Raw genomic sequence first — 24,385 nt, 5'->3', positions numbered from 1 at the left:
GGATGTCCGGCCCGGTTCAATTCTCCAGCCAGATCTTGCCGCCGAGATTGCCGACGCCCTGGGGGACAGGAATCGGCGTGGACCCGTAGTCCGTGTTCATCACGAGATTCGGTCCGGCATAGAGTTCCATGCGCCGCGTGACGACAATCGTATAGGCGGAGCGGACGGCGATCGGCTTGGTGGCGTCGACGATGAGGCGTCCTTTCGGGATATAGATGGTCCCGAGCAGGGTGTGGGCATTGTCGCTCATGATCTTGTGTTCGCGCAGATCGGGCGCGGCACGGTCCTCGAACAGCAGCAGGCCGGCCATCGGGCCGTCCTTCGGTGCCGTGAGATCGATCGTCGAAGCGGTGGCGAACAGCAGCGTCGAGGTCGAACCTCGCAGGTAGATGCCGACATAGCCGCCGCGCAGCGTGGCCCCGCCGTCGACCACGAGCGGACCGTCGCGCATCACGTAGATGCCGGGCGAGAGCTGGACGATCGCGCCGTTGGTGACCTTCAGGCCGCCGCAATAGGTGCCGGGCCGCAGGATCTCGATGGTGGCCGAGACGACCCGATTCATCACCGAGCAGGCGCTGTCGGCCGGCGCGGGCCGATCGGCGAGCGGATCGGGCACCGGCGGACAATCGGTCAGCGGTTCAGGCGTGAAGTTGATCTTGCCGCCGACCTTGCCGCCGGCCGAGCAGGTCAGGGACGACGTGATCGAAGCGGATTGCTGCGACGTGAGACCCTGCGGGCTGGTCGAATTCGAGAAGATCGAACAGTTGCTGGCCGTCAGCGTGGCGCTGCCTTCCAGATGCAGCGTGCGCGGCGCCTTGGGGTCGAGCGCCACCAGACAGATCGGCGGACCGGCGGAAATCCGGGCCGTCGAATGCACGTCGACGCTCCACATCCCATCGCCGCCCGGCAACGGGATGGTGCCGGAGACGGCGCCGGAAATCTCGACATAGACGGCCGTTTGACGGTCGATCACCTTGGTCGCGATGGTCCAGGCAGGGTCGTCGCCGAGCCGGGCCCGGGCGATCGCGGTTGCGATCGCTGCGATCTGGGCGGAGTCGGCTCGTGCCAATGCGAGTTCGCGGGCGGCGCCGGTGGCAGCGGAGTCCGCCACATCCTGCAGGCGTGCCCGCTCGGCGAAGGTCAGTGAGACGTTGACGGCCCCACCGATGGCGAACAGGCAGGCGGGCAACAGGAGAGCGATAACCGGGGCGGTAGCCGCGCCGATATCGGTAAAAATACGTTGGAAAAGACGCCAGGACAACATATGTGCATGCAAACATGATGGATCGTGCTTGCAAATCGTATGATCCGCCCATTAAATATTCAACAATCGTTGCAATACGAGAAAATTAATGTTGTTAACCAATGCGGTGCATGTCTTGAGTATATTTCAGATCAAACATTGAGTTGCTTTTTGTTCACATTTATATTATCAGATCGACTCGATAAATCTCAGTATAACATAGTTAAGTCATACGTAAATGTTGTTTCAAAATTTGAAATACGCAGGCTGGTGCGATGAATGTGGAAGCAGTCGGGCCGAACAGATCTTTCGCTACCAAAACCTTTGCAGGGCATGGATCGCCGGCCGACTTGAATGGATGAGCTGCGATCGGAGCTGGCTCGGCCGGGGAACGATCGGCTTGCATCCGCACGATCGGATGCGACCGGGAGCGCCTCACGCCGGCCGCGCCCGAAACGCCATGCGGCGCTGGTCGAAGCCGAGATTGGGGTGCAGGCGCTCGGCCTTGAAGCCGGCGGCCTGCAGCCGGGCGAGCATGTCGGCTTCCGCGTGGCGCGCGAGGCCGACCTGAGCCCGAAGCTTGCGGTAGGGGGAGAAGAAGGTTGCGGCGAGGCCGGAGAAGGCGGCCAGGAAGAAGCCGTGCCGCCATCCGGTGGCCAGCAGGTTCCTCACGTCGCCGACGAGATCGTCCTCAGGCGGGATCACGTCGGCGATGACGAGGCTGCCGCCCGGCGCGAGCAGGCGGCGCGCATCGGCGAGGAGCCCGGCGAGGCTCGGCGCGTCGAGATATTGCAGCACCGAGTTGACCACCATCAGGTCGACGCGGCCGGCATGGTCGCGGATCAGTTCGTCCGGCGCCACCACCCTGATTCTCGGCTCGCCCCTCAGGCGCTCGGCCACGCGCATGCGGGTGTTCTCGGCGGCATCGCACAAGAGCAGTTCGCCGCAGGCGCCGGCCACATCGGCAGCCGCCAAGGCATCGCCGCAGCCCCAGTCGACGACGACGGCCGTCGGCGAGGGGACCAGGGCACGGATGTCGTGGGCAACGCGGTCGTAGTGCACCCGCCGATGCACGTCGTTGACGTAGATCCGATGGTGGCCGTTCCAGAATTCCAGCCAGGATGAGGACATGCGTTCTCTTGCGGGATGGCCGGCGGGCCCCGGCCCGCGCTCGAACGCCGGGACAGTAGCATGGCGCGGGGGAGGTGCAACGAAGCCCGGCCGACGAGCATGGATCAGAACCTGTGACGACCATCGTCATGTTTTATAAAACTGTATATTTTTCAATAACATAAATTGTCATAAATGTGAATCGTCAGGGGCGCAGTATTTTGGGTGTCGATCGCCCGCTCTGCCATCCTGGGTGGGCGTCTGTCGACGGGGCGGGGGGCAAGGTCTATCGACACGAGGCTCGCCATGTTCGAGTTGTTTCGCGTACGCAAGTCCATGCGCCGTGACGAAACCGACCTGGATTGGATTGCCCGGTTCAATGGCCGGGTCCGTCATCCGATCCGGAGTCTGAAGGTGTGGTGGCGCCGGCGGCGGCGCCTGTCGACGTCGCCGCTCGGTATCCCGCGCCGGAACGCTCCTATATAACGGCCTTCGGAGATTGCGGTCCGCCGCGGCGGCTGGCGATCCCCGCTGGGCGTTCGGGAGACGGCGATGCGCTGGGAAGGTCGGGAAGAGAGTTCCAACATCGAGGATCGCCGCGGCGGCGGCGGGGGATTCGACACCGGCGGCGGCATGGGCGGCGGCGGGCTCGGCGGTGGTGGTTTCGGCCTGCCGATCAATCTCGGCGGCGGCGGCATCGGCACCATCCTGGTGATCCTGGTCATCTCCTGGGTGCTTGGCATCAACCCGCTGACGCTGCTGTCCGGCCAGTCGATCGGCCCGGGCGGTTCCCAGTTCGAGCGTCAGACCCGCACGGCGCCGCCGCCGAGCGGCGCCAGGCGCGACGAGCAGACCCGATTCGTCTCGGTGGTGCTGCGCGATACCGAACTGCGCTGGAAGCAGCTCCTGCCGCAGCAGGCCGGCGACCTCGTCCGCGCCGCCTCCGGCAAGCCCTACGAGGAACCGCGGCTGGTGCTGTTCAACGGCTCGACCCGCTCGCCCTGCGGCGAGGCGAGCGCGGCGACCGGGCCGTTCTATTGTCCGGGGGACCGCAAGGTCTATATCGACCTCGCCTTCTACGATCAGTTGAAGACCCGCTTCAAGGCGCCGGGCGATTTCGCGCAGGCCTATGTCATCGCCCACGAGATCGGCCACCACATCCAGAACCTGATCGGCGTGCTGCCGGAGTTCAACCGGCGCCGCCAGCAGGTTAGCGAGCGCGAGGCGAACCGCCTGTCGGTCCGCGTCGAACTGCAGGCCGACTGCTTTGCCGGCGTCTGGGCGTACCACGCCCAGAAGGAGCGCGACTTCATCGAGGCCGGGGATATCGAGGAGGCGCTCAACGCCGCCTCGCGCATCGGCGACGATTCGATCCAGCGCACCATCCAGGGCTACTCGGTGCCGGACAGCTTCACCCACGGCTCGTCCGAACAGCGCGTGCGCTGGTTCAAGACCGGCTTCGAAAGCGGCCGCATGGCCAGTTGCGACACGTTCCGCGGCAATATTTGAAATCGTTCGAATCCGGCCGGATTCTCACCGGACGGATTCGAATTCATTGCAGACCGGAGGGCTACGCGTCCGCTGCGGTTGCCGCAGCGGAATGCGCGTTCACTGCACCGAGGCCGAGCGGCCGATGGGGCCGGCGATCGGCTCGCGGTCGGCCTTGATGCCGGCCTTCGACAGGATCGCGGTCTCGCCGGTCGGTGCGGCGTTGACGAGCACGACCGCCATGGCACCGGTCATGAAGCCGAGCACGACGATGCCCAGGATCAGTCCGTAGGCGACCGCCCCCGGACCCGACTTGACTGCGATACCTTCCGCCATGACTCGCCCCCGCAACTGAACGCTACGAGACCCAGGATGGGCGGGCTAACCTTAATGAAGTCTTGCGCGTCGATGCCGGCGGAAGTCCTACCGAAGCGCCGCCAGAGCGCCCGTGACGCGCGCCCAGACGCCCGCATCCGCTCCGGTGCGCGGCGCTTCGGCGGCGGGCAGTTGCGCGGCCGGGAGCGCGGATCGGCTGGAAATCGAACCGGTTACGGTCGGATCCGCGGCCGGAACGGCCCGTGCCAGGAGATTGGCGGCGACCACCGCCAGCACGATCAGGGCCGCCGCCCCGCGCACAAAATCCCGCGTGGACGGACCCGAGAAGAGATCGACGAGGGTTCGCATGCAGCCTCCGGAGGCGATGTCGCCCTCGAGAATCCGCCGCCATGGTTAACGCTCCGTGAAGCCGCCGCGCCCGGCCCTGAGCCTTGTGCAAGGCCCGATCTGGGCGGCCGGCCCTGATCGGAAAACGCTTGCGCGGACAAGAGCATCAGGAGCGTCGTCCGATCCCTTCGCCGGGATGGCACTGCTAGACGGCGACCCGCTCCGGCACCGGCGCCTCGCCCTTGCGGGCCCGGATCAGGTTCACGAAGCGCGTGAACAGATAGTGGCTGTCGCGCGGGCCGGGCGAGGCTTCCGGGTGATACTGCACCGAGAAGACCGGCTTGCCCTTGATGCGGATGCCGCAGTTCGAGCCGTCGAACAGCGAGACATGCGTCTCCTCGACATCGTCCGGCAGGGTGGCGCGATCGACCGCGAAGCCGTGGTTCATCGAGGTGATCTCGACCTTGCCGGTGGTGAAATCCTTCACCGGATGATTGGCGCCGTGATGACCCTGATGCATCTTCACCGTGTCGGCGCCGAGGGCGAGGCCGAGCATCTGGTGGCCGAGGCAGATGCCGAAGGTCGGGATTCCCGCCGCAATCACCGCCCGGATGGTCGGCACCGCATAGGCCCCCGTCGCCGCCGGATCGCCGGGGCCGTTGGAGAGGAACACGCCGTCCGGCTGGTGGCCGAGCACGTCCTCAGGCGTCGCGGTCGCCGGCAGCACCGTGACGCGGCAGCCGGCATCGGCGAGCAGGCGCAGGATGTTGCGCTTCACGCCGTAGTCGATCGCCACCACGTGATGGACCGGCGCCTCCTGGCGGCCGTAGCCGCGGCCGAGTTCCCAGGTGGTCTCGTCCCAGGTGAAGGTCTGCCCAGTGGTCACGTCCGGCACCAGATCCATGCCGACGAGACCCGGCCAGCCCGCCGCCTCGGCCTTCAGGGCGTCGAGGTCGAACCCGCCGTCCGGGGCATGGGCGATGACCGCATTGGGCATGCCGGCTTCGCGGATCAGTGCGGTCAGCGCGCGCGTGTCGATGCCGGCAATGCCGACGATACCGCGCGCCTTGAGCCAGAGGTCGAGATGCCGGGTCGAGCGCCAGTTGGCCGGATCGGTCACTTCGGCCTTCAGCACGACGCCGCGCGCCCCGGCGGCGGCGGCCAGGTTGACGGTCTCGATGTCCTCGTCGTTGACGCCGACATTGCCGATATGCGGAAACGTGAAGGTGATGATCTGGCCGGCATAGGAGGGATCGGTCAGAATCTCCTGATAGCCGGTCATGGCGGTGTTGAAGCACACCTCGCCGACCCGGCTGCCGACAGCGCCGAGGCCGATGCCTTCGATCACCGTCCCGTCGGCCAGCACCAGCAGCGCGGTCGGTCGCGGCTCGGCCCAGACATTCGGGTCTGTTCCGGGGATGGCTCCGGGCGCGATCGACATGGCTTCTTTTCCCGACGAAGTTGGACTAGAGAACGACCCCCGACTGATATCGGGCGTGCCCTTGCGGCCCTGGGACCGGCCCGGGCGCCCCTTCACCTAGGCGCGGCGCGCCCCCGAGTCAATGTTTCAGACACCCCGAACGAGGACGGACAGGCCATGCGCGAGAAGCTCCAGGACGACGTCAAGGCGGCCATGAAGGCGGGTGACAAGGCCCGCCTGACCACGCTGCGCATGATCGGCGCGGCCATCAAGGACAAGGACATCGCGGCGCGCGGCGGCGCCGCCGACGGCCATATCTCGGATGCCGACATCCAGGACCTGCTGGTCAAGCTGATCAAGTCGCGCGAGGATTCCGCCAAGCTCTACGACGACGGCGGCCGGCCGGAACTGGCCGACAAGGAGCGCGCCGAGATCGCCGTGATCCGCGCCTATCTGCCGACGCCGATGGACCCGGCCGAGGTCGAAGCCGCCGTCAGGGCCGTCGTCGCCGAACTCGGCGCCGCCGGCATGAAGGACATGGGCCGCGTCATGGCCGCCCTGAAGGAGCGCTATTCCGGCCGCATGGACATGGGCAAGGCCGGCGGCACCGTAAAGGCCGCCCTGGCCGGCTGACGTCGGGCCTCCGCGATCGCGGGGGGCGTTTCCTCGATCCGTCAACGGGCCAATCCCTTCTCCCCCTGACGGGAAGGGGCCGCCGGATCGGAGCGGGCATTTCCGCGATCTTTCTGCGGGTTAGCTCCCGTCTTCCCCTGAGGGGGACGATCGGGCGGGTTGGCGAGCGGGCGGGGGTGGGGCACTTCTCGGCGTCGCGGCGACGCGATAGCCTGGAGCGGGTGAGGCGGCCGGTCTTGGTTGATGCCCGGGGACGGGATCGGGCCGACGCGGCGCCCGGCCCGGCTGTCGGTCGCCGGGTGGCGGCCCAGAGGAGTGCCAGCAGATGTTCGTGAAGTTCTTCGGTGAACTGAAGAGCGCCGGAATCCCGGTCTCGCTGCGCGAATATCTGCTGCTCATGGAGGGTATCGAACGGGATATCGCGGAGAGCCGCGTCGAGGATTTCTATTATCTGGCGCGCGCCACCCTGGTGAAGGACGAGAAGAACCTCGACAAGTTCGACCGGGTCTTCGGCCATGTCTTCAAGGGTCTGGACCTGATGGCCGAGACGCTGTCGGCCGACATCCCCGAGGAATGGCTGCGCAAGCTGGCCGAGAAGTCGCTGACCGAAGAGGAAAAGCGCCAGATCGAGGCGCTGGGTGGCTGGGACAAGCTGATGGAGACGCTGAAGAAGCGTCTCGAGGAACAGAAGGGGCGGCATCAGGGCGGGTCGAAATGGATCGGCACGGCCGGAACCTCGCCCTTTGGCGCCTATGGCTACAATCCCGAAGGCATCCGCATCGGCCAGGATCGCAGCCGCAACCGGCGCGCCGTCAAGGTCTGGGACAAGCGCGAATTCAAGGATCTCGACGATTCGGTCGAACTCGGTACGCGCAACATCAAGGTGGCGCTGAAACGGTTGCGGAAATTCGCCCGGACCGGAGCAGCCGACGAACTCGATCTCGACGGTACCATCCAGTCGACCGCCCATCACGGCTATCTCGACATCCAGATGCGCCCCGAGCGGCGCAATGCCGTCAAGCTGCTGGTCTTCTTCGATATCGGCGGCTCCATGGACGATCACGTGCGCATCTGCGAGGAACTGTTCTCGGCGGTGCGCTCCGAGTTCAAGACGCTCGAATATTTCTATTTTCATAATTGTCTTTACGAATACGTCTGGAAGAACAACAAACGGCGGCAGACCGAGCGGATTCCGACCTTCGACGTGCTGCACAAATACCCGCACGACTATAAAATCGTCTTCGTCGGCGACGCTTCGATGAGCCCCTACGAGATCACCTATCCGGGCGGCTCGGTCGAGCATTGGAACGAGGAAGCCGGCGCAGCCTGGTTGTCGCGCGTGACGCAGGTCTATCCGAAGACCATCTGGATCAATCCGGTGCCGGAAAAGCACTGGCAATACACGCATTCGATCCAGATGATCCGGCAGCTGATGGGCGACCGGATGTTCCCGCTGACGCTCGAAGGGCTCGACCGGGCCGTCAAGGAACTGGCGCGCTGACGCGGGGCCCGATCGGGGTGCTGCGCTCCGACCGAAAAAGCCCGAGCAAACAAAGTTATAGAGAGCATCACCCGGTCGCTTCGGATCGGATGATGCTCAGGGTCCATGCGCAACGACCATACGCCCCCGTCGGAACATCGTCGGGCCGGCCGCTCGCCGCGGACCGTTCCGGTCAGTCGCGCACCACCATCACCGAGCAGGGCGCGTGGCGCACGATCTTGGCGGCATTGGAGCCGATCAGGTAGGTGGCCATCGAGGGACGGTGCGAGGAGATCACGATCAGGTCGGCCTTCCATTCGGCGGCCTCGTCGACGACCTCGTGATAGACGCTGCCGATCCGGGTGGTCACCGAGGCGTGGCTGGCGGGCTGACCGCTCGCCTGGATCAGGGCGGCGAGCTTGTCCCGGGTCTGGGCCTCGAGCTGATCCTCGAAATCGGGCGGCAGGAATTCGGTGACATAGCCGCCGACCACCGGCGTCACGGCGACGAGCCGGACCTCCCCACCGGATTGACGGGCCAGTCCGACGGCGGTCTCGATCGCGTGGACGGCGAATTCGGTTTCGCCCGGATCGACCGGCACCAGAATCTTCCTGAACATGACCCACTCCCATGGTTTCTGTGCGCGCCATGGTAGACGAAAGGCGCAGGACGGCCTTGAGCAAGGTCAATCCGGCCGGCACGGACCCGCCCTCGGGCCGAGGACCATCCCGGAGCGGGAGGCTGGCCGTGGCGCCGCATGGTCCCGGCCGTCGCGAGGGGGCGCGGGGGGCGCCGGGCCGAGCCGGCGCGGCGCCTGCCGGTCAGGGGGGGCCGGTCAGGGGGGCCGGTCAGGCGCAAGTCGGTCAGGGGCGTGTCGTTCAGGGGCGTGCCGGCCGTCCGCCGCGGGCCGCGCGGGCCGCCTCGTCGTCGAGGCGCATGAAGCTCGCGTGGACCACGGATAGCATCGCGGTCTGCCAGAGAATGAACAGGATCGCCAGGTTTTCGCCATCCTTGCTGTCGCGGGCGCCGTAGAGCGCGGCGAAGACCGACAGGGCACCGGCGATCAGCGCCAGCACCACGGTCGAGCCCGGCACGCGCCGTCCGGCGGCCAATCCGGCCGCCACCATGGTGGCGATGCCGCCGATCAGGTTGCCGACATTCATCGCCAGGCTCATCGACAGGAGCTCCCGGCCGGCATTGTCCATGGCGGCCGGCACCAGCGTCTCGACGTAAGGCAGGACCAGCACGGAGGCATGATAGGCCGCCCCCCAGGCGGCGAGCACGATCAGCACGGCGCCGACGAGGGCCGGCAGCCGGCCGGCCGCGCCGGTGACCACCATCGACAGCGCCACCGCCACCCCGAAAATGACGCCGGGCACCAGCGACATGCCCTTTTCGGCGCCGGGGATGATCGAGGCCAGCGTGAAGATGTCGGGGTAGTATTTGATCGTCAGGAACGAGAGGGCACCCGACGTCACGCCGAGGACGGCGGCCGTCGGCATGCGGGAGATTTTCATGGCGGAACTCCGGTCGGCACCCGGACCGGAGCTTGGCCGGAGCCGGCGGGAAGCGCAAGGGCGCGGCAGAGGGAGTTAGGCGGCGGCGTCGCCGCCGCCGGGGCGGCGGGTCAGGTCGCGCAGGATCTCGGCGAGCCTTGGCTTCGGCAGGCCCTCATGCGGCATCGGGCGGACCAGATCGAGGGCGGCAAGGCCGATCCGGGCGGTCAGAACGCCGTTGACGATACCCTCGCCGAGCCGGGCTGAGAGCTTGGCGGCGAGCCCCTGGCCGACGACCTGCTGCACCAGCGTATCGCCGATCGCCATCGAACCGGTGACGCCGAGATGGGACAGGACGCGGCCGACGAACCCGACGAAGCCGAGCGTCCCGGGTCGTCCGCCATAGAGATCGGACAGTCGGCGGATCAGGCGGACATTCTCGTAGAGGACGAAGGCCACGTCGACCAGCGCCTTGGGGCTGATCGCGGTGACCACCGAGACGCGCTGCGCCGCCTCCGAGACGAGGCGCTGGGCGGCGGCGTCGAGCGGGGCGAGGATCTCGCGTTCGGTGAGAAGCAGGAGGTCGCGACCCTCGACCACCTCGCGCATGTGGGCGGCGAGAGCGGCGCGGCCGCGCGCAGTCTCGGGGCGCCCGGCATAGAGCCCGGCAATCTCGGTGGCGAGACGGCGGGCGGCGGCCTCGTCGTCGGCGCGGTTGGCCGTCTCGACGGCCTGGCGCAAGCGATCGATCCGGGCGAGCCGCATGAGGCCCGAGACCTCGCGTGCGACGATGGCGGCGAGCGCGAAGACGGCCAGCCCGGCAAGGCCGAGCGCGAGCCAGCCGAGCCAGTCCGCGCGGGCGAAGAGATCCCGCACCAACTGATCGACCCACAGCCCGATCGCCAGGGTGATCAGGCCGCCGAGCGCGCCGACGAGCAGCCGTGCGAAGCGCGGACCGCGACCGCCGAGCGGCACGCGGGCCTCGCGCGCCAGGGCTTGGTCGACCTCAGCCTCGGGCGGCTCGTCGATCTCGATCACGGCCCGGTGCCGATCGGCGGCACCGGATCCGGCCTGTCCCGGCGCGGCCGGCGGGTCGACCTCGATCCCGCCGGGGCCGACGCGGAAGGCCTGGGGACGGCGTGGCCGGTCGCTCATGTCAGGCGGTCTCCGATCAGGAATTCGAGCACGCGATCGAGCCGGATATGCGGCAGCGACAGGGTTACGCCCTCGGCGGTACGCTCCAGGCGGGGCGGCCGGAAGCGGACGAAGGACACGTCGGGCGCGAGCGAGGCGGTGGCGGCAGGGGCGCCGCCGGCGGCTGCGCCGGCCGCCACCTGACGGAACAGGACGTCCGGATCGGCCGGCAGGTCGCCGGGGAAGATCGCGGCCTCGGCGGTGCCGTCGAAGACCGTGTCGCCGATCGTTTCGCCGGCCGCGGGCACGCCGAGGATCGCCGGCAGGCGCTCGCCGTCGCGCGTCACGGTCGCCTCCCGGGTCGCGCGCACGGCGGCGAGCGCGACCACGTCGACGGCGGCGCCCGCGAAGGCGGCGCGCTCCATGGCGCTGCCGACCAGCCGGCGCAGGATCGCCTCCAGCCGGTCATGGCTCGAGCGGTGCAGGTGATCGGCCTTGGTGGCGGCGAACAGGATGCGGTCGATCCGCCGGGTCAGGATCGAGGACAGCCAGGAGGCGCGGCCGGGCCGGAACGCCTCCAGGATGTCGCCGAGGGCATGGCGCAGATCCTCGACCGCCGCCGGCCCGGCATTGAGTGCCTGCAGGGCGTCGACCAGCACGACCTGCCGGTCGAGACGGGCGAAATGATCGCGGAAGAAGGGGCGCACGACGATGTCGCGATAGGCGTCGTAGCGGCGCTCCATCATGGCGGCGAGCGACTTCGGCAGGGCGGCGCGGTCGCGCGCGACATCGAGCGGCGCGAAGGTGAGGGCGGGCGAGCCGTCGAGATCGCCCGGCATCAGGAAGCGGCCGGGCGGCAGGGTGGAGAGGGCATGCGTATCGGCGCGGGCGGCCCGCAGATAGTCGGTGAAGAGCGCGGCGAGGCGGCGTGCGACGGTCTCGTCCTCGGCGCCGTCCGGGTCGAGGCCTTCAAGAGCCGCCAGGAACGGGCCGGCGATCGCGGCCCGCGCCGGCAGGCGGGCGAGTTCCACCGCCTCCGCGCTCCAGCGGGCATAGTCGCGGGCGAGCAGAGGCAGGTCGAGCAGCCATTCGCCCGGATAGTCGACGATGTCGAGATGCAACTGGCCGCGACCGAGGCGGCGGTTCCAGTGGCTCGCCGATTCGTAGTTGATGGTCACGCGCAGTTCGGAAATGCGCCGGGTCGAGTCCGGCCAGACGCGCCCGACGACCATGCGCTCGACATGGGCCTCGAAATCGAAGCGCGGCACGGCGTCGTCGGGCTGGGGTTCCAGATGGGCGCCGGCCAGCCGGCCGGACTTCGCGGCCGAGAACAGGGGCAGGCGGCCGCCATGGACCAGGTTGTGGACCAGCGCGGTGATGAACACGGTCTTTCCGGCGCGCGACAGCCCCGTCACGCCGAGGCGCACCGAGGGGGCGATCATCCCGCTGGCGAAATCGGTCAGGTTGGCGAGCGCGATGCGCGCCTCGTCGGTGATGCTGGTCAGCCGCATGCTCCCTCCGCCCCCCATGTAGGCCGCCGCCCGGCCGGCGCAATGAGGGCGGGTCCGAATCGGTCGCCGCGGCGCGCCCGCAGGGAAACCGTGCGCGCGGGCCCGCGCGCACGGGCGGTGCGTCACCGGCCGCCTATTCGTCGTCGTCCTCGGCGCCTGCGTCGACCATGGCCAGTTCGCGCGGCCTGAAGAAGGCGACGATCCGGCCGCTCTTCGGCTCCACGTCGACCCAGCGCCGGGCTTCGAAATCGATCACCGCCAGAGCTGCGGTCGGGAATTTCTCGCGGATGTCGTCGGTCAGCGACGGATTGCCCTGGCCGATCAGGGTCAGGGCGAGGTCCTGCAGGGCCGGGTTGTGGCCGATCAGCAGGAGATTGCGCGATGCGCCGCCCTGGGCGCGCAGCACATCCAGGTAGCGGTCCTCGGAGGTCTCATAGAGGTCGCGCGTCAGGCGCAGTTCCATGTCTTCGTCGAGATAGGGCAGCAGGCCGGCGAGTGTCTCGCGCGTGCGGCGGGCGGACGAGCAGACGATGCGCTGCGGCTGCAGTTGATGCGTCGCCATGTGGCGGCCCATCAGCGGTGCCGCCCGGCGGCCACGGGTGTTGAGCGGCCGCTCGAAATCCTCCGCACGGTCGTCGTCCCAGGAGGACTTGGCGTGGCGGAGCAGCATGAGACGCGGCATCGGGTCCTATCCCTCGGCTCTCGACGGCCCGTCGGCCTTGCGGGCCTCATGCCGCGGCGGATATCACGCCGGCCCCCGCCGAGGCCATCGGGAATTCGCCGCAGCCGGCATTGCACCGCCGGGTTTTCCACCATTTGGAACGGCGCGGGTCCGGTGTGCAACGCCAGGCGCTTTTCGCTGCGGAAGCGGCCCTCCGGGCTTTTCCGCACCGGCGCGGCCCGGCACAATCGGGCGGCAAAGGATGAAGAGGCCGGTGGTTCGGATTCCGCGGCGGCCCGGGCGGCGGTCCGACGGCCCGGGTGGCGGCGGCCCAGGGGGGAGAACGGCATGATCGCAGTTCGCATTGCATGGCTGGCCGGCGTCGCGCTGGCGGCCGGCCTGTCGACCCTGGCCGGTGCCCGTGCCACGGAGACGGCGGCGGGCGACTGGGCCCAGGCGGACGACAAGACCGGCAAGATCCGCAGTCATGTCCGCATCGTCGAGCGTGGCGGCGTCTTCTCCGGCCATGTCCAGCGGGTCTTTCCCGATCCCGGCGAATCCAGCCACCCGATCTGCGACAAGTGCCCGGGCCGGCTGAAGAACCAGCCGATCGTCGGGATGACCTTCATGCGCGGCTTCCGGCGCGACGGCAACACCTATTCGGGCGGCACGGTGCTCGATCCGGAGGACGGCAACACCTATCAGGGCACCATGACGCTCTCGCCGGACGGCCATTCCCTGACCCTGCGCGGCTATGTCGGCACGCCGCTGTTCGGCCGCAGCCAAATCTGGCGGCGCATCCGCTGATGCGGTGATGCAGCCGTCAGGGACCTTCGTCGGCGTCGTCGTCCTCTCCGCCGGGGCGATATTCGAGCAGGTCGCCGGGCTGGCAGTCGAGCGCGGCGCAGATTCGGGCGAGCGTGCCGAAGCGGACGCCCTTCACCTTGCCGGACTTCAGCAGCGACAGATTGGCCTCGCTGATCCCGATGGTGGCGGCGAGGTCCTTGGACCGGACCTTGCGGCGGGCGAGCATCACGTCGAGATTCACGATGATCGGCATGGCGGACCTCAGACGAATTCGGCGTTTTCGGCGGCGATCTCGGCGGCGGCGCGGAACACCTCGGCGAGCGCCAGGAAGCCGACCAGGAACAGGACGTTGAGCAGGTCCTGCGGCGCGAACAGCAGGCCGATGGCGCGTTGGTCGGGCGGGTTGCCGAGGGTGACCAGCACGGTCAGGACCGGGCGGATCAGGATGCCGGCGACGACGGCGGCCAGACCGAACAGGGCCGTGCGGCGCAGGCGTGCCGCGGCTTCCGGACAGAAGACCTCGCCGATCAGGAAGCCGCCGAACAGGCGGTAGACCTCCAGGCACGCGCGCGCGACCAGCAGCCAGGCCGCCAGATGGAAGGCGACCGCCGTGCCGCGCTGCCAAAGCGCGATGTCGGCGATCGGCACCTTCAGCAGCGCGGAATAGTAGCCCGTCAGGCCGTCCCGGTCGCTCCAATGCCAGACGATCAGAGCCAGTTCCCAGACCGGATAGGCGAGGGCGGCAATGCGCAGAGACCGGCAGATGCCGCCGATCCGGGCGCGCAGCTTGCGCTCGGCCGCGGTCGCGGGAAGGGGGACTCGAAGAGCAGCCGTCATGTTTCGCTCCATGGGTTGACGCGAAAAGAAATTTACGTAAAACATAAAAAAGTCAATCCTGGAGTTAAAGTCATGACTGTTTATCGGATGGGCGCGGCGCTTCTCGCCGTGTCCCTCGTCGCCGCCTCCTGCGCCCAGATGGCCCCCGCGGGGCTGATGGCCATGAAGGATTTCGACCCGCTGACCGCCGATCCGGTCCGCCTGCGCGCCGCCGTCGCCGCGCCGGCGGCCATCGCCCCCAAGCCCGAGGGCGTCCGCCTTGATGTCGTCCATGCCCGCATCGGCGGCGCCGACCGGATCGCCCTCTCGCTCGCCCTCGAGGCGATCCCGGCAACCGCCGACGGCCTCGGCCGAACGCCGCGGGCCCGCGCCGGTTCGGCGCTGCACCTGTTCCGACTGCCGCCCAAGGAGATCGAACGGCTGCGCGCCTTCCGGGAGACGGTGGCGACCCGCAACGGTCGCGAACCCGGCGCCTGGTCCGGCAGCCTGACCATCACGGCCGCCGGCTGCCTCCTCTCCGACCGCCTGCCGGACGGCCCGCTCCTGCTCGACACCTGGATCAAGACCGAGCAGACGCCGGACTACGCGCCTTTGATCCAGGGCTACGATTTCCGGCGCGATCTTGCCGGCAAGCCCGCCGTCGAAGCGCTCGGTGCCTGCGGATAGGGCCGTCGCCCGGGCGGGGTCACAGCGACCAGTGTTTGCCGCTTCCCCGGCCCGGGCGTCCACGCAGAGCGGGGGCGCACCGTGTCGTGGCTTGTCGCCAATCCCGGCACGTCCCGAAAAGCTGGTGACCGTTGGGATGCGAGTAGGCCCCGGATCGGCGGCCCTTTGGGCCTTGTCCGGGGATGCGGTGGTGGGATCGGGCGGGGTACCCGGGTCGTGAGGCATCGGGAGACGATGGCCCATCCCGCAACGCATCCCCGGCCGGAGCGTCAGCGCAGAGCCGGGGCCCACTCTGCTTCCGGCCTTCCAAAACATTCTGATCTATAACGGAATTCAGCGGCCGTTGGGAGGCGAGTGGGCCCCGGATCGGCGGCGCGTGCGCGCCTTGTCCGGGGATGCGTTGCGAGATTGCGGCAGGGGGCCAGTGCCAAATGCTCCCCTGCCGATTGCGCGCTGCCTACTATCTACTTCTGAATGGAGCAGTGCCCCAGAGGGTCGCATCCCCGGCCGGAGCGTCAGCGGAGAGCCGGGGCCCACTCTGCTTCCGACCTTCCACAAGATTATGATCTATAACGGAATTCAGCGGCCGTTGGGAGGCGAGTAGGCCCCGGATCGGCGGCTCTTCGGGCCTTGTCCGGGGATGCGACCGCGAAATTGAAACCGCCGCGAAATTAATGCCGCACTGCCGATGCCCTGAAGGTCAGATCGAGATGAAACGTGGACGCCGTGCCGTGTGTCTTGCGGAACCCATAATGTAAAACGAGAAAAAACGCTAAAGAAGATTGGCGGACAGGTCGTTCCAGTCCGGATTATCCTTCTCTATCATCTGGATTTTCCAGTTGCGGCGCCAGCGTTTGATCCGGTACTCAAAATCAAGGGCTTCCGAAATCGTCGCAAACTCTGAAACCCAAACCAGTCGGCTCACGCCGTAGCGTTCCGTAAATCCCTTGTTGATGCGTTCCTGGTGTTCCCACATGCGGCCGGCAAGATCGGTTGTCGCACCAACATAGAGCGTGCCCTGCTTCCGACTGGCAAGGATATAGACCCAGGCAGACATGCGAAAATCCGAGATCGCCGTGAGGCAAGGGAGTTTGGCCAGGTTCAAGTGAAACGGCGACTATCTTGATTGCAGTTGCAGTTGATGCAACCAAATTCGGCGGATCCGACGATCTTTCCGCGCATCCCCGGCCGGAGCGTTAGCGGAGAGCCGGGGCCCACTCTGCTTCCGGCTTTCCACAACATTCTGATCTATAACGGAATTCAGCGGCCGTTGGGAGGCGAGTAGGCCCCGGATCGGCGGCGCGTGCGCGCCTTGTCCGGGGATCCGGTTGTGGGATTGTGGACGGCGCGCGGGTCGTGAGGCATCGGGAGACGATTGCCCATCCCGCATCGCATCCCCGGCCGGAGCGTCAGCGGAGAGCCGGGGCCTACTCTGCTTCCGGCTTTCCACAAGATTATGATCTATAACGGAATTCAGCGGCCGTTGGGAGGCGAGTGGGCCCCGGATCCGGCGGCCCTTCGGGCCTTATCCGGGGATGCGGTTGTGGGATCGGGCGGGGCGCGCGGCCGAAGCGATTCCGGGGCCGTCAGCGGCCGTCGCGGCGGGCGATGAAGGCGAGGCGTTCGAACAGGTGGACGTCCTGCTCGTTCTTGAGCAGGGCGCCGTGCAGGGGCGGGATGATCTTCTTCGGATCGCGCTCGCGCAGGGTGGTCTCGTCGATATCCTCGTTGAGGAGCAGCTTGATCCAGTCGAGCAGTTCGGACGTCGACGGCTTCTTCTTCAGGCCGGGCACGTCGCGGATTTCGAAGAAGATGCGCAACGCTTCGTCGAGCAGGCGCTTCTTCAGGCCGGGGAAATGCACGTCGACGATGGCCTGCATGGTGTCGGCATCGGGGAAGCGGATATAGTGGAAGAAGCAGCGGCGCAGGAAGGCGTCCGGCAGCTCCTTCTCGTTGTTGGAGGTGATGATGACCACCGGCCGCCGCCGCGCCCTGATCGTCTCGCCGGTCTCGTAGACGTAGAATTCCATCCGGTCGAGTTCGAGCAGCAGGTCGTTCGGGAACTCGATGTCGGCCTTGTCGATCTCGTCGATCAGCAGGACCGGACGCACCTCGGCCTCGAACGAATCCCACAGCTTGCCGCGACGGATGTAATTGCGGATGTCGCGCACCCGCTCGTCGCCGAGCTGGCTGTCGCGCAGACGCGAGACGGCGTCATACTCGTAGAGGCCCTGCTGGGCCTTGGTGGTCGACTTGACGTGCCATTCGATCAACGGCAGGCCGAGGCTGCGGGCGACCTCCCGGGCAAGCACCGTCTTGCCGGTGCCCGGCTCGCCCTTGACGAGGAGCGGGCGCTCCAGGGTGATCGCCGCATTGACGGCGATCCGCAGATCCTCGGTCGCCACATAGTCGCTGGTGCCTTCGAAGCGCATGTCCGTCCTCTCGAAATCCGGCGCGGACGATAAAGCATCGCCGCGTTGCGGCAAACCGACCCTTTGGAATGGCGGCCCGGCGCGGGCACGCCCGGCAGGTCCGGCCCGCCATCGGCTCCGGCGCCCGGCAAAAGCTGCAGGCCCCGGCGGAAACTGCCGCCCGAAAAGATTGGTAAACGAAAGTAAAATCATTGCCTGGAATGAGGAATCCGCGATTTTCGCGCTGGCACGCGGCGTGCTCCGAAACCTCGAGCCGGGTCGATGCCCGGATCCTCGCGTTGGAGGGGGCACCCCATGGGTATTTTCGGCGCCATGACGACCGCTGTTGCCGGTCTGCAGGCACAATCCTTTGCGCTGGAGAACATCTCCGGCAACATCTCGAACTCGCAGACCACCGCCTTCAAGCGGGTGGACACCTCCTTTGCCGACATCGTCATGAGCATGGGGCAGTCGTCCAGCCGGCAGAGCTCCGGCTCGGTGCTGGCCTCGGCGCGCGCGACCAACACACTGCAGGGACCCGTCTCCGCCTCCTCGATCGACACCCATATGGCGATCACGGGCGACGGCTACTTCCAGATCCAGCGCAAGGTCGGCGAAAGCGACGGTGAGGCGCAGTTCTCGGGCGCCAATCTCTATACCCGGCGCGGCGACTTCGTCATGGACAAGGAAGGCTACCTGGTCAACGGCGCCGGCGGTTACCTGATGGGCATCCCGATCGACCCGGGTACCGGCAACCCGGTCGGCGATGTGGCCCAACTCATGAAGCTGTCCACCGGACTGATCGAAGCCCGCGCCTCGACCAAGATCGAATATGCCGCCAACCTGCCGAAGGAACCCCGCACGGGGCTGCTCGACATCACCGACTATACCCAGAATCCGGGGCTGAACGCCGCCAGTGCGGCGACCGCGCCGAGCCTAACGGGAAGCCTCGCCTATACCGACATCGACCTTTCGGCCAGCGCCACCGACAGCTTCACCTTCGACGTCAACGGCACCACTGTGACGCTGGGGCCGAGCGACGGCACCGCCGGCGTGATCAGCCTCAGCGAGGCCGTGACGGCGATTTCCGCGCAGCTCCCGGCCGGCATCTCGGTTGCGGCGGGCACCGGCGCCGATGCCGGCAAGCTGGTCTTCTCCTCGACGTCGACCGGATCGTCGGCCAGCATCACGGTCGACAACATCGTTGCGACCGGCACCAATACGGTCGCGGCCGATCTGGGCTTCGGCACCTCGGCGACGGCGAGCGGCACGGATGCGGTTCCGGCCGGCACTGGCGTCGTGATCGCCTCCGATTTCGCGACCTTCCAGTCGCAGTCGCGCGAGGGCGGTTCGACCACCGTCTACGACGCCGCCGGCACGCCGGCCGACGTGCAGTTCCGCTGGGCCAAGATGGACGACTCCCCGGCGACCTGGAACCTGTTCTACCAGTCGAATTCCGAGGCCACCGGTACGGAGACCATGTGGACCAATGTCGGGACCGACTTCGTCTTCAATTCGACCGGCAAGCTGACCTCGCCGACCACCGGCGAAGTGACCATCCCCAACATGTCGATCAACGGCAACAATATGGGGTCGATCACCTTCGACTTCGGGACCAACGGGCTGACCCAATACGCCTCCTCGCAGGGCGATGTCGACGTGACCCTGACCGACCAGGACGGCTATGCGTCGGGCTCGCTGATCTCGGTCGGGGTCGGCGACAACGGGCGCATCACCGCCAACTACACCAACGGCCAGCAGATCGACGTGGCCGAGGTGCCGCTCTACCAGTTCAACGGCGATTCCGCGCTGAAGCGCGAGGATGGCGGCGCCTTCTCGGTGACGCGCGAATCCGGATCGCCGGTCAAGATGAACGAGGTCTCGATCACCGGCCAGGCGCTGGAGGGGTCGAACACCGACATCGCGGAGGAGTTCTCCAAGATGATCATCACCCAGCAGGCCTATTCGGCCAACAGCCGGATCATCACTACGGCCAACGACATGATGCAGGACGTGCTCAACATCGTCCGCTGACCGCGGAAACGTGAAGCAGGAGGTGCGTCATGGCGATCAGTTCGGCCCTGTCGATCGCGGTCAGCGGTCTCGCGTCCACACAGCGCGAGACCGACACCGTCGCGCTCAACATCGCCCACGCCCAGCAGCCGGGCTATGTCCGGCGCGAGATGACCGTTGCCGACTATGTCGGCACCAACGGCACGATCGGGCTCCGGGGCACCGTCCAGCGGCAGATCGACACCGAACTGCAGCGCCAGCTCAACCTGGCGACCCCGCAGACCACCTTCGCCGACGTCCAGAACCGGTTCGCCGGACGTCTCGACCAACTGATGGGCACGCCCGGCACGTCGAATTCCCTGTCGAGCGTCTTCGCCGCCATGAACGAGAAGCTGCAGGCACTCTCGGCAAGCCCCGACAGCCTGACGGCGCGCATCGACGCGGTCAACGCGGCCAAGCGCGTGGCGCTCAATCTCAACCAGTATTCGGCCGACATCCAGGACATGCGCACCGAGGCCGAGCAGGCGATCGCCGAGGGCGTCGGCCGCGTCAACACGCTTCTGCAGAATATCGAGACGCTGAACGAGAAGATCGTCGCCCAGAAGGCGGCCAGGCAGGATTGCGCCTCGCTGGAGGATGCCCGCGACCTCTCGGTCAAGGAACTCGCCACCTGGGTCGACGTGCAGACGCGCGAGAACGGCGCCGGTCAGATGACCGTCTTCACCCGTTCCGGACTGACCCTGGTCGACAGTTCGGCCATCACCCTGGGCTTCGACAAGCAGGGTACGCTGTCGCCCGATACGCTGTGGAACGCCGATGCCGATTTGCGCGGGGTCGGCACCATCACGGTCGAGACCAACGGCGCGCCGAGTGTCGACCTGATCGCCGGCGGACTGATCCGCTCCGGCAAACTCGCCGCCTATGTGGATGTGCGCGACCGGATGCTGGTCACCGCCCAGAACCAGATGGACGCGCTCGCCGCCTCGCTGGCCGACGCCATGCAAGGCAAGGACGTGGCCGGGACGGCGGTGACGTCCGGCGCGCAGGCCGGCTTCGACCTCGATCTCTCGGCGCTGCAATCGGGCAATCCGATCACGCTCGAAACCCTCGACACCGCGACCGGTAAGACCAAGACCGTCACATTCCTGCGCGTCGACAGCGCCGCGAGCCTGCCGCTCTCCGACGATGCCACCGCGAAGGCCGGCGACACCGTCTATGGCCTCGACTTCTCCGGCGGCATGGCCTCCGTGGCCAGCCAGATCCAGGCCGCGCTCGGTGGCGCCTACACGGTCTCCAATCCGTCCGGCTCGACGCTCCGGATCCTGGACGACGGCGCGGCCGGCACGATCGACATCAAGTCGCTGACGGCGCGCGTGACGACGACGGCGGCGATCGACGGCGATCTCGGCTTTCCGCTGTTCACCGACGGCACCGGCGGCACGCTGTTCACCGACAGCGTCGACGGCGGCCTGCAGCGGCGCGGCTTCTCGGCCCGCATCGCCGTCAACGACGCCATCCTGCAGGATCCCTCGCACCTGGTTGAGTGGCAGACGAGCCCGGCGACGCTGGCCGGCGATCCGGCGCGGCCGAACGAACTCATCAGCCGGCTCGCCGATACCAGCTTCGCCTTCGGTCCCGACACCGGCGTCGTGTCCGGGCAGACGGCCTTCACGGCGACCATCGACGGCTTCGCCAACGCGGTCGTGTCGCATTGGGGCATGACGGTCTCGGACACCCAGGCCGCCAAGGACAGTCAGGACCTGATCCAGAACAACCTGGAGACCCGGATGACGGAGTCCTCCTCGGTTAATATCGACCAGGAGATGGCCCGACTGATTCAATTGCAGTCCGCCTACGCGGCCAATGCGCGGGTGTTGCAGGTGGCGCGCGAAATGCTCGATGCGCTGATGAGGAGCTGAGCCGAATCATGGTCAATCTCACCAGCCCTCCCGGCTATTCCGCCTCGGTCGTCGCGCAGCTGATGACCATGCGCTCGCAGATGGAGGACCTGAGCCGGCAACTCGGCACCGGCATGAAGGCCACCACCTATGGCGGCCTCGGCACCGAGCGATCGGTCGCGGTCTCGCTGCGCAGCAAGCTGGAGAATACCGGCGCGTTCCAGCAGACGATCGGGCTGATGGACATCCGCCTGAAGACCACATCGACCACGCTGACGCATATGCAGAACGTCATCGACGAGACCCGCAAGGCCTTCGACCCGAACCAGTTCAACCTCTTGTCCGACGGCGTGACCGGCCAGCAGAAGAACGCCTACAACGCGCTCAACGAGTTTCTCGGCCTGATGAATTCCGAGACGGCCGGACGCTACATGTTCGGCGGCCGGCAGACCGACAAGCCGCCGGCCGAGACGATCGACCGGATCATGGACGGGTTCGGCACGCAGGCCGGCTTCAAGCAGGTCATAACCGAGCGCCGCCAGGCCGATCTCGGCAACGGCAACGGCCGGCTCAGCCTGACCGCGGCCGCCGGCGTGGTGACGCTCGCCGAGGACGGCAGCCACCCGTTCGGCTTCAAGCTGAATGCGGTCACCTCCTCGCTCGCCAACGCGACCGTGGCGGCACCGAGCGGCAGCCCGCAGACGTCCAGCATCACCTTCACGGGCCAGCCGGCGGTCGGCGAGAGCATCACCTTCACGCTCGACATGCCCGACGGCACGGCGACCAGCGTCACCCTGAAGGTCGGCGATACGACCGAACCCGACAAGGGCCTGTTCGCGCTCGGTGCGACGCCGGACGATACGGCCGCCAATCTCCAGAGCGTCTTGGCCAATCGGCTCGCCTTCGCGGCCGGCACCGACCTCACCGCCGCCTCCGCGGTGGCGGCTTCGGGCAATTTCTTCGACACTTTCGGCGGTCAGGCGCCGCAGCGCGTCGACGGTCCGCCCTTCGATACCGCGACAGCGCTGGTCGACGGCACGGCCGCCAATACGATGCAATGGTACAAGGGCGAGAATGGCGCGCTCGCACCGGGAGCCTCGCCGCGCAATCAGGTCCAGGCCCAGGTCGATACCAATGTGTCGATCTCCTACGGCATGCGCGGCAACGAGGAGGCCTTCACCTGGAACATGCGCCAGTTCGCCGTGATGGCGGCCGTCGATATGAGCGCCGGCGGTACCACCGAAAAGGCGCTGCAGTCGTCGCTCGCCAGCAAGCTGAAGGCCAATCTGGCCTCACCGCCGGGGACCCAGACGCTGACCTCGGTCGCCATGGAGATCGCGCTCGCCCAGCAGGGCAACAAGCAGGCCGGCGAGCGCCACACCCAGACGGCCGGCACGGTGCAGACCTTCCTGGACGGGATCGAGCAGTCCGACAAGAACGAGGTCGGCGTGAAGATGCTGGCCCTGCAGACCAGCATGCAGGCAAGCTATGAGGCGACCTCGATCCTCTACAAGCTCAGCCTGACCAACTACATGTGAGGACCCGAAGGGGCTCGGTCGGCGGCTCCCCGGCGCGGATGGATCACGGCGGCGGGTCGCGCGACCGCCTTCGGGGGGCGCAGCGGCCCGATCCGTCATGGGAGCGGCGGGTTCAGGGGACCGGCCGTGCCGGCGGGCGTCGAGACGGATCCGAGAGGGGCGACCGGGGCGGATCGCGGGAAAGCCGCTTGCCGAAGCGTCAGCGGCGGACGTCGCCATGCGTCTAAGGTTCGATGCGCCGGCGTTCCGGGTCGCGACAAACAGCGACGGCTGGCAGGGGCGGTTGGCAGGGGCGGTTGGCTCTGCCGATCCATCGCGATCGATGCCGATCCCGGCCGGTGCCGGCATGCATGCTCGGCAAGAAGTCCGGTGCCGGCCATAGGCCCGGTGCCGGGCAGAGGCCCGGTGCCGGCGCCCGTTCCTGCCGCCGACCGGCGAGTGCCGGTCGGGCAGGGGGTGTCACGGGTCTTCAGGCCGGAATGTCGGTCCGTTCCGGCATGGCGGCCGGCACCGAGCGCAGGCCTTCGGCGATGCGGCGGTTGATGGTCACAAGGATCGGCACGGCGTTGGCGTCGGGTTCGAGTTCGACGGCGCGGGTGTGACTGACCTGGAACAGGGCCAGGTTGGCCATGTTCTGGCGGATCTCCTGCGGCAGCGGATTGGTCGGCTCGGTCAGGGAGGCGAGCAGGATGGTCCACAGGCGACGATTGTAGCGAAGCGATTCCTGGATCTGTTCGGGATCGGTGGTCGTTCCGTCGACGATCATCTGCAACTTTGCCGCGGCCTTGAGCAGAAGCTGCGCTTCGAGCTCACGCGGGCTGGCCGTCTTCTGAGCTGTCTTCGCGTAGACCGAACTTGCGTTGTGCATGATCGAGCAGTCCTTCTTCGAATTCGATCAGTGCTTTTGCAGCCTTGATAGATTTATAGAGATTCCCGGTTAACATCTCCTTCTCGATCTCCTGAATCAGCGGAAGAGCGGAGGGGGCGGCATCCAGGAATTCCGACTTCAGGATTTGGTATTCAACCCAGTATTTCTCGTGATTGCGCGCCAGGTACATGAGTTGAATGGCAAGATAGATGCGCTTGGCACCCGTCGTTGCCGTCTTTGGCGGAAGCACGTCTTTCTCGCGGAGGATCGGCGCGTCGCCTTCGATGAACAAGCGGGTCCGCTGATTGTCGTTCGTGATGACGCAATCGCCGATGATGATCCGCTCGCCCGGCTTCAGTTCGACCTTCAACGCCATGGCGATTTTCCTTCTGGAAGAGCCTAGGTGCGGCGGGCCAAGAATTCGTAAACAATCGTTTCGCAATCCGACCGGACAAGAAAATGCGGCGGGTCATCCCCGCCGCCCATCCCGGCCCGGAGTCTTTCTGCG

The 24,385-nt window shown here is 67.2% G+C and carries 24 protein-coding genes; 8 read left to right on the top strand and 16 right to left on the bottom strand.

Translation table 11 applies throughout. The features are described from left to right. Positions 1–16: 16 nt before the first annotated feature. Positions 17–1,264 (bottom strand): Tad domain-containing protein, encoded by a 1,248-nt coding sequence (locus tag KL771_RS14270; protein ID WP_261969217.1) that lies wholly within the window; start codon positions 1,262–1,264, stop codon positions 17–19. A 414-nt stretch (positions 1,265–1,678) separates the two neighbouring features. Continuing rightward, positions 1,679–2,374, bottom strand: coding sequence for a class I SAM-dependent methyltransferase (locus KL771_RS14265; RefSeq protein ID WP_261969216.1), 696 nt, complete (start codon positions 2,372–2,374; stop codon positions 1,679–1,681). 531 nt (positions 2,375–2,905) lie between these two features. Here KL771_RS14265 and ypfJ point away from each other — a divergent pair. Beyond that, positions 2,906–3,862, top strand: a complete 957-nt coding sequence (ypfJ, locus tag KL771_RS14260; protein ID WP_261969215.1) for a KPN_02809 family neutral zinc metallopeptidase — start codon at positions 2,906–2,908, stop codon at positions 3,860–3,862. Between the two features lie 99 nt (positions 3,863–3,961). Here the strand turns inward: ypfJ and KL771_RS14255 are convergent, their stop codons facing one another. The 3 genes from KL771_RS14255 to carA form a co-directional block, all read right to left on the bottom strand. Beyond that, positions 3,962–4,177 (bottom strand): hypothetical protein, encoded by a 216-nt coding sequence (locus tag KL771_RS14255; protein ID WP_261969214.1) that lies wholly within the window; start codon positions 4,175–4,177, stop codon positions 3,962–3,964. A gap of 87 nt (positions 4,178–4,264) precedes the next feature. Beyond that, a complete protein-coding gene (locus KL771_RS14250) occupies positions 4,265–4,525 on the bottom strand; it encodes a hypothetical protein (RefSeq protein WP_261969213.1) in 261 nt (86 codons plus the stop codon). Positions 4,526–4,709: 184 nt separating this feature from the next. Then, positions 4,710–5,945, bottom strand: a complete 1,236-nt coding sequence (carA, locus tag KL771_RS14245; protein WP_261969212.1) for a glutamine-hydrolyzing carbamoyl-phosphate synthase small subunit — start codon at positions 5,943–5,945, stop codon at positions 4,710–4,712. A gap of 156 nt (positions 5,946–6,101) precedes the next feature. Between carA and KL771_RS14240 the strand changes: the two genes are divergently transcribed. Together KL771_RS14240 and KL771_RS14235 are read left to right on the top strand one after the other, a co-directional pair. Beyond that, complete coding sequence (locus KL771_RS14240) at positions 6,102–6,557, top strand: GatB/YqeY domain-containing protein (RefSeq protein ID WP_261969211.1); 456 nt, start codon at positions 6,102–6,104, stop codon at positions 6,555–6,557. A 325-nt stretch (positions 6,558–6,882) separates the two neighbouring features. Beyond that, positions 6,883–8,058 (top strand): vWA domain-containing protein, encoded by a 1,176-nt coding sequence (locus KL771_RS14235; protein WP_261969210.1) that lies wholly within the window; start codon positions 6,883–6,885, stop codon positions 8,056–8,058. 172 nt (positions 8,059–8,230) lie between these two features. On the opposite strand, the gene KL771_RS14230 is transcribed toward KL771_RS14235, so the two are convergent. From KL771_RS14230 to KL771_RS14210, 5 genes are all read right to left on the bottom strand, one after another. Further along, positions 8,231–8,656 carry a universal stress protein gene (locus KL771_RS14230; RefSeq protein WP_261969209.1) on the bottom strand — a complete coding sequence of 142 codons (426 nt, stop codon included), beginning with the start codon at positions 8,654–8,656 and terminating at the stop codon, positions 8,231–8,233. A 259-nt stretch (positions 8,657–8,915) separates the two neighbouring features. Next, positions 8,916–9,554, bottom strand: a complete 639-nt coding sequence (locus tag KL771_RS14225; protein ID WP_261969208.1) for a hypothetical protein — start codon at positions 9,552–9,554, stop codon at positions 8,916–8,918. Positions 9,555–9,629: 75 nt separating this feature from the next. Beyond that, complete coding sequence (locus tag KL771_RS14220) at positions 9,630–10,688, bottom strand: YcjF family protein (protein WP_261969207.1); 1,059 nt, start codon at positions 10,686–10,688, stop codon at positions 9,630–9,632. Continuing rightward, positions 10,685–12,178 carry a YcjX family GTP-binding protein gene (locus KL771_RS14215; protein ID WP_261969206.1) on the bottom strand — a complete coding sequence of 498 codons (1,494 nt, stop codon included), beginning with the start codon at positions 12,176–12,178 and terminating at the stop codon, positions 10,685–10,687. The genes KL771_RS14220 and KL771_RS14215 overlap by 4 nt, the downstream gene beginning before the upstream one ends. Positions 12,179–12,311: 133 nt before the next feature. Continuing rightward, positions 12,312–12,860, bottom strand: a complete 549-nt coding sequence (locus tag KL771_RS14210; RefSeq protein ID WP_261969205.1) for a SixA phosphatase family protein — start codon at positions 12,858–12,860, stop codon at positions 12,312–12,314. 327 nt (positions 12,861–13,187) lie between these two features. Between KL771_RS14210 and KL771_RS14205 the strand changes: the two genes are divergently transcribed. Further along, on the top strand, positions 13,188–13,646 hold the full coding sequence (locus tag KL771_RS14205; RefSeq protein WP_261969204.1) for a DUF2147 domain-containing protein: 459 nt from the start codon (positions 13,188–13,190) through the stop codon (positions 13,644–13,646). 16 nt (positions 13,647–13,662) lie between these two features. On the opposite strand, the gene KL771_RS14200 is transcribed toward KL771_RS14205, so the two are convergent. Both KL771_RS14200 and KL771_RS14195 read right to left on the bottom strand, forming a co-directional pair. Continuing rightward, complete coding sequence (locus KL771_RS14200; RefSeq protein WP_261969203.1) at positions 13,663–13,899, bottom strand: helix-turn-helix domain-containing protein; 237 nt, start codon at positions 13,897–13,899, stop codon at positions 13,663–13,665. A gap of 8 nt (positions 13,900–13,907) precedes the next feature. Further along, on the bottom strand, positions 13,908–14,483 hold the full coding sequence (locus tag KL771_RS14195) for a DUF2975 domain-containing protein (RefSeq protein ID WP_261969202.1): 576 nt from the start codon (positions 14,481–14,483) through the stop codon (positions 13,908–13,910). 72 nt (positions 14,484–14,555) lie between these two features. Here KL771_RS14195 and KL771_RS14190 point away from each other — a divergent pair, with 72 nt between their 5' ends. Beyond that, positions 14,556–15,149: a hypothetical protein gene (locus KL771_RS14190; protein ID WP_261969201.1), complete on the top strand. Its 594-nt coding sequence runs from the start codon at positions 14,556–14,558 to the stop codon at positions 15,147–15,149. 772 nt (positions 15,150–15,921) lie between these two features. Here the strand turns inward: KL771_RS14190 and KL771_RS14185 are convergent. Beyond that, complete coding sequence (locus KL771_RS14185) at positions 15,922–16,206, bottom strand: GIY-YIG nuclease family protein (RefSeq protein ID WP_261969200.1); 285 nt, start codon at positions 16,204–16,206, stop codon at positions 15,922–15,924. A 529-nt stretch (positions 16,207–16,735) separates the two neighbouring features. Further along, positions 16,736–17,581 (bottom strand): AAA family ATPase, encoded by an 846-nt coding sequence (locus tag KL771_RS14180; protein WP_261969199.1) that lies wholly within the window; start codon positions 17,579–17,581, stop codon positions 16,736–16,738. A gap of 294 nt (positions 17,582–17,875) precedes the next feature. Here KL771_RS14180 and KL771_RS14175 point away from each other — a divergent pair, with 294 nt between their 5' ends. Genes KL771_RS14175 through KL771_RS14165 form a run of 3 tightly spaced genes read left to right on the top strand, consistent with a single transcriptional unit; the run spans position 17,876 to position 23,009 of the window. Beyond that, the gene (locus tag KL771_RS14175) at positions 17,876–19,594 is read left to right on the top strand and encodes a flagellar hook protein FlgE (protein ID WP_261969198.1); all 1,719 of its coding nucleotides are present in this window, start codon (positions 17,876–17,878) and stop codon (positions 19,592–19,594) included. A 29-nt stretch (positions 19,595–19,623) separates the two neighbouring features. Further along, a complete protein-coding gene (gene flgK, locus KL771_RS14170) occupies positions 19,624–21,492 on the top strand; it encodes a flagellar hook-associated protein FlgK (protein WP_261969197.1) in 1,869 nt (622 codons plus the stop codon). Between the two features lie 8 nt (positions 21,493–21,500). Continuing rightward, positions 21,501–23,009, top strand: coding sequence for a hypothetical protein (locus KL771_RS14165; protein WP_261969196.1), 1,509 nt, complete (start codon positions 21,501–21,503; stop codon positions 23,007–23,009). A 469-nt stretch (positions 23,010–23,478) separates the two neighbouring features. Here KL771_RS14165 and flaF read toward each other — a convergent pair whose 3' ends face one another. After that, entirely contained in the window at positions 23,479–23,877 is a 399-nt protein-coding gene (gene flaF, locus KL771_RS14160) for a flagellar biosynthesis regulator FlaF (protein WP_261969195.1), read from the bottom strand. Beyond that, positions 23,819–24,253 (bottom strand): flagellar biosynthesis repressor FlbT, encoded by a 435-nt coding sequence (gene flbT, locus KL771_RS14155; protein ID WP_261969194.1) that lies wholly within the window; start codon positions 24,251–24,253, stop codon positions 23,819–23,821. The genes flaF and flbT overlap by 59 nt, the downstream gene beginning before the upstream one ends. Between the last annotated feature and the right edge of the window lie 132 nt (positions 24,254–24,385).

This window comes from Prosthecodimorpha staleyi, assembly GCF_018729455.1.
GTDB lineage: Bacteria > Pseudomonadota > Alphaproteobacteria > Rhizobiales > Ancalomicrobiaceae > Prosthecodimorpha > Prosthecodimorpha staleyi.
The sequence above is the reverse complement of the archived record's forward strand: the minus strand, read 5'-3'. Positions and strand labels throughout refer to the sequence as shown.